Below are 5,729 nucleotides of genomic sequence, written 5' to 3'. Positions count from 1 at the left end.
TTGCTTTGAAAGCTTCGGATGATTAGTACTACTCGACTGTGGTGTCGCCACCTTTACATCTGTAGCCTATCAACGTAGTAGTCTTCTACGGTCCTATATGGAATTCTCATCTCGTGGCTAGTTTCGCACTTAGATGCTTTCAGCGCTTATCTATTCCCAGCGTAGCTACTCTGCAATGCCCCTGGCGGAACAACAGATTCACTAGAGGCTAGTCCAACCCGGTCCTCTCGTACTAAGGTCAGCCCCACTCAAAATTCCTACGCCCACAACAGATAGGGACCGAACTGTCTCGCGACGTTCTGAACCCAGCTCGCGTGCCACTTTAATCGGCGAACAGCCGAACCCTTGGGACCTTCTCCAGCCCCAGGATGTGACGAGCCGACATCGAGGTGCCAAACCTCCCCGTCGATATGAGCTCTTGGGGGAGATCAGCCTGTTATCCCCAGCGTACCTTTTATCCTTTGAGCGATGGCCCTTCCATGCAGAACCACCGGATCACTATATCCGTCTTTCGACCCTGATCGACCTGTATGTCTCACAGTCAAGCAAGCTTATGCTATTGCACTCCGCGTACGGTTACCAAGCGTACTGAGCTTACCTTTGAAAGCCTCCGTTACCTTTTTGGAGGCGACCACCCCAGTCAAACTACCCATCAAACAATGTCTCCCACAATGTGGGATTAGACACCGAATACAGAAAGGGTGGTATTTCAACGTTGGCTCCACGACGCCTAGCGACGCCGCTTCAAAGCCTCCCACCTATCCTACACATCCTGTATCCAATGTCAATGTTAAATTGTAGTGAAGGTGCATGGGGTCTTTCCGTCCCGTTGCGGGTACCCGGCGTCTTCACCGGGACCACAATTTCACCGAGCTCATGGCTGAGACAGCGCCCAGATCGTTACACCATTCGTGCAGGTCGGAACTTACCCGACAAGGAATTTCGCTACCTTAGGACCGTTATAGTTACGGCCGCCGTTTACTGGGGCTTCGATTCAATGCTTCTCCTTGCGGATGACATCCCCTCTTAACCTTCCAGCACCGGGCAGGTGTCAGGCCTTATACCTCATCTTTCGATTTTGCAAAGCCATGTGTTTTTGTTAAACAGTCGCCTGGGCCTTTTCACTGCGGCTGACATTGCTGCCAGCGCCCCTTCTCCCGAAGTTACAGGGCCATTTTGCCGAGTTCCTTAGCCATGATTCACTCGAGCACCTTAGAATCCTCTTCCCGGATACCTGTGTCGGTTTGCGGTACGGGTTTTTATAACCTGAAGCTTAGCGGTTTTTCTTGGAAGTCTGATTACCTGCGCTATCCACTTGCCCGAAGGCTCGCGGTACTATCGACTTTCAGCTAGATCGGCGGATTTGCCTACCGTTCCATTACCTACTGTCTTTAACGATCTATTCCGTCAGATCGCGGCAGTGTCACTACTCCGTCCCCACATCGCAGTTATAAAAAGTACTGGAATATTAACCAGTTGTCCATCGAATTTCCCCTTCGGGTTCTCCTTAGGTCCCGACTGACCCTGATCCGATTAGCGTTGATCAGGAAACCTTATCCTTTCGGTGGGCGGGTTTCTCTCCCGCCTTATCGTTACTTATGCCTACATTTGCTTTTCTAGAAGCTCCAGCACCCATTACCAGATACCTTCGCTGCCGCTAGAATGCTCCCCTACCGATATATTTCAATCCCATAGCTTCGGTGTACAATTTAATGCCCGTTTATTATCCATGCCCGATCGCTCGACTAGTGAGCTGTTACGCACTCTTTAAATGAATGGCTGCTTCCAAGCCAACATCCTAGCTGTCTGTGCAATCGGACCTCGTTAGTTCAACTTAACTGTAACTTGGGGACCTTAGCTGATGGTCTGGGTTCTTTCCCTCTCGGCGCGTGACCTTAGCACCCCGCGCCTCACTGCCGTGTATATTATATAGCATTCGGAGTTTGTCTGGATTTGGTAGGATTTGACTCCCCCGCACCCAATCAGTAGCTCTACCTCTATATAACTCTACCACGACGCTGTTCCTAAAAACATTTCGGGGAGTACGAGCTATTTCCCAGTTTGATTAGCCTTTCACCCCTACCCACAGATCATCCGGAAACTTTTCAACGTTTATCGGTTCGGTCCTCCAGTACGTGTTACCGCACCTTCAACCTGTCCATGGGTAGATCACAAGGTTTCGCGTCTACCCCCTCTGACTATACGCCCTATTCAGACTCGCTTTCGCTTCGGATCCGTGCCTTAGACACTTAACCTTGCCAGAGAGGAGTAACTCGTAGGCTCATTATGCAAAAGGCACGCCGTCACGCAACTTGTACGCTCCGACCGCTTGTAAGTACACGGTTTCAGGTTCTATTTCACTCCCCTGTTCGGGGTTCTTTTCACCTTTCCCTCACGGTACTGGTTCACTATCGGTCTCTCAGGAGTATTTAGCCTTACCGGATGGTGCCGGCAGATTCCCACAAGGCGTCTCCGACCTCGCGGTACTCAGGATACTGCTAGACTAACATTCTATACGTGTACAGGGCTATCACCTTGTATCGCCGGGCTTCCCATCCCGTTCCACTTCTGTTTGTTAATGCCACGTTGCAGTCCTACAACCCCGGTTATGCCGTAACATGACCGGTTTGGGCTCTTTCCCTTTCGCTCGCCACTACTTAGGAAATCATTGTTATTTTCTCTTCCTCTGCTTACTTAGATGTTTCAGTTCGGCAGGTTTGCTCATTATATGTGACTGGTCTTCAACCAGCCGGGTTGCCCCATTCGGAAATCTTCGGATCAATTCCTATTTGCAAATACCCGAAGCTTATCGCAGCTTATCACGTCCTTCATCGCCTCTGAGAGCCAAGGCATCCCCCGTGTACTCTTTATTACTTTCTTCTACTCATATGCCTTTTGCGCCATATGGTATGCTTTTTTTGCTCTTGTCATGATGTCTCATACCTCACTTCGTATTGCTACTCCATTTGGTGAGCACAAACACAACAGTCGCCTATTGTTGTTTGCTCTTCTTTTTTAACTTCTTCCAATATGTCAAAGAACTTTATTAAGGTATAAGGCTGAGGGTATAAAGGTGCAGGGTTTAATGTGCCCCAACCTAAGCCTATAGCTTATTCCTTATTAGTCAAAAACTGCGGTCTCGAACCGTTCCTGTTTTATTTGGTACCTGGTATATGGTACCTGGATTAAAACATGTGCCCCTGTGGCGTTTCTTTTCTTTCAATTCATTATGTCAATGATGACCACCGATCCCGGTGATATGTTTTTTTACTGTGGAGAATAACGGAGTCGAACCGTTGACCTCCTGCGTGCAAGGCAGGCGCTCTAGCCAGCTGAGCTAATCCCCCAGGATTATTAAAGTAGTCCCGTCCAGATTTGAACTGGAGACCCCTACATTATCAGTGTAGTGCTCTAACCAGGCTGAGCTACGGGACTGTGCTTTTTGGTAACTGTGTGTCGGCATATAGTATCTTACCGCTACCGTTCCATTTGCTACCTAGCTTTCGTTCCGATGACCCTGTGGTTAAGGACAACCGTCATTTCTTCTGGGTGTTTCTTCTTTTTGTTTCTCTTGTTTTGAAATATCATGTTGCGCAGTGAGTAGTCAACTCCACTCCAGAAAGGAGGTATTCCAGCCGCACCTTCCGGTACGGCTACCTTGTTACGACTTAGCCCCAGTTATCGGTTTTACCCTAGGACGCTCCTTTCGGTTACATACTTTAGGTACCCCCAACTTCCATGGCTTGACGGGCGGTGTGTACAAGGCCCGGGAACGTATTCACCGCGTCATTGCTGATACGCGATTACTAGCGAATCCAACTTCATGGGGTCGAGTTGCAGACCCCAATCCGAACTGTGAACGGCTTTGTGAGATTCGCACCATATTGCTATGTAGCTGCCCTCTGTACCGTCCATTGTAGCACGTGTGTAGCCCCGGACGTAAGGGCCATGATGACTTGACGTCGTCCCCTCCTTCCTCTCTGTTTGCACAGGCAGTCTGTTTAGAGTCCCCACCTTAACGTGCTGGCAACTAAACATAGGGGTTGCGCTCGTTGCGGGACTTAACCCAACACCTCACGGCACGAGCTGACGACAGCCATGCAGCACCTAGTTTCGTGTGATTGCTCACTCATTCATCTCTGAATGATTCACTAACTTTCAAGCCCGGGTAAGGTTCCTCGCGTATCATCGAATTAAACCACATGCTCCTCCGCTTGTGCGGGCCCCCGTCAATTCCTTTGAGTTTCACTCTTGCGAGCGTACTCCCCAGGTGGAACACTTAACGCTTTCGCTTAGCCGCTGACTGTGTATCGCCAACAGCGAGTGTTCATCGTTTAGGGCGTGGACTACCAGGGTATCTAATCCTGTTTGATCCCCACGCTTTCGTGCCTCAGCGTCAATAAGACCATAGTAAGCTGCCTTCGCAATCGGTGTTCTGAGACATATCTATGCATTTCACCGCTACTTGTCTCATTCCGCCTACCTCTAGTCCATTCAAGCCCATCAGTATCAAGGGCACTGCGATAGTTGAGCTACCGTCTTTCACCCCTGACTTAACAGGCCGCCTACGCACCCTTTAAACCCAATAAATCCGGATAACGCTTGGATCCTCCGTATTACCGCGGCTGCTGGCACGGAGTTAGCCGATCCTTATTCCTTCGGTACATTCAGCTAAATACACGTATCTAGGTTTATTCCCGAATAAAAGCAGTTTACAACCCATAGGGCAGTCTTCCTGCACGCGGCATGGCTGGTTCAGAGTTGCCTCCATTGACCAATATTCCTTACTGCTGCCTCCCGTAGGAGTCTGGTCCGTGTCTCAGTACCAGTGTGGGGGGCCATCCTCTCAGATCCCCTAGTCATCGTCGCCTTGGTGGGCCGTTACCCCGCCAACTAGCTAATGACACGCATGCCCATCCCCATCCTATAAATATTTGATCATTGTACTATGCAGTACTGTGATTTTATGCGGTGTTAATCCGGATTTCTCCGGGCTATCCCCCAGATGAAGGTAGGTTGCATACGCGTTACGCACCCGTGCGCCGGTCTCAAGGTTGCAAGCAACCTCTACCCCTCGACTTGCATGTATTAGGCCTGCCGCTAGCGTTCATCCTGAGCCAGGATCAAACTCTCCATTGTAAAATGTGTTGTAAGATTCTGACCAGTTTTAACTAACGTTAAAATTAGTCTTCTTTTGTTTTGTCCGTTGGACATTGACTTTAAAATGTAATAAGGAACTCTGTACTTGAATTCGTACTTCATTACCCCACTACGCATCATTGACATCTCTTGTAAGAACTTGGTGACCTCATACGCCTCACGGCCGGTCTATATATCTTCTCGCTTCAGTTGGGCATAAGTCTTGATCGTCTTTTCCCTGTTTCCGCTCGCTTCAATCTCTGTTTGTTCATCGCCATGACATCCGCCACTTTGATTTCTGTTTCCCTTCGTTTCCGTTGGGAGTGCAAAGGTAGGAATCTTTTTTTAACTTCCAAATAAAAATGATTTTATTTTTTCCGTTTCTTTTTTCCCTGTTTGCCTTTCAATCTCGCTGTTTTAACCAGCTTCCCGTTCCTTCCGAACCGGGCTGCAAAGGTAATGATCTTTTTCTCAACCGCAAATTTATTTTGAAATAAATTTTTGGCCTTTTATCCTTCCCACATCCCCCAGATCCATCTTTTCATTCACAACCGTTTCCTCCGAAGCGGGATGCAAAAGTAGAAAAAAAA

General features: G+C 48.8%; 2 tRNA genes and 2 rRNA genes. All 4 read right to left on the bottom strand.

Annotated elements, in window-relative coordinates:
- Nucleotides 1-3: 3 nt before the first annotated feature.
- The 4 genes from LUA91_RS20585 to LUA91_RS20570 all read right to left on the bottom strand — a co-directional run bounded on the left by LUA91_RS20585 (nucleotide 4) and on the right by LUA91_RS20570 (nucleotide 5,139).
- Nucleotides 4-2,880, bottom strand: a 23S ribosomal RNA gene (locus LUA91_RS20585).
- Between the two features lie 393 nt (nucleotides 2,881-3,273).
- Nucleotides 3,274-3,347 (bottom strand) — tRNA-Ala (locus LUA91_RS20580).
- A gap of 13 nt (nucleotides 3,348-3,360) precedes the next feature.
- Nucleotides 3,361-3,435, bottom strand: a tRNA-Ile gene (locus LUA91_RS20575).
- A 184-nt stretch (nucleotides 3,436-3,619) separates the two neighbouring features.
- Nucleotides 3,620-5,139 (bottom strand): 16S ribosomal RNA (locus LUA91_RS20570).
- The 16S and 23S rRNA genes sit together here with 2 tRNA genes alongside, the layout of an rRNA operon.
- Between the last annotated feature and the right edge of the window lie 590 nt (nucleotides 5,140-5,729).

The sequence above is a fragment of the Pedobacter sp. Leaf250 genome, assembly GCF_920984735.1.
In the GTDB taxonomy this organism is placed as follows: domain Bacteria; phylum Bacteroidota; class Bacteroidia; order Sphingobacteriales; family Sphingobacteriaceae; genus Pedobacter.
Note: the sequence above shows the minus strand (reverse complement) of the source record. Positions and strands in the feature narration are given on the sequence as shown.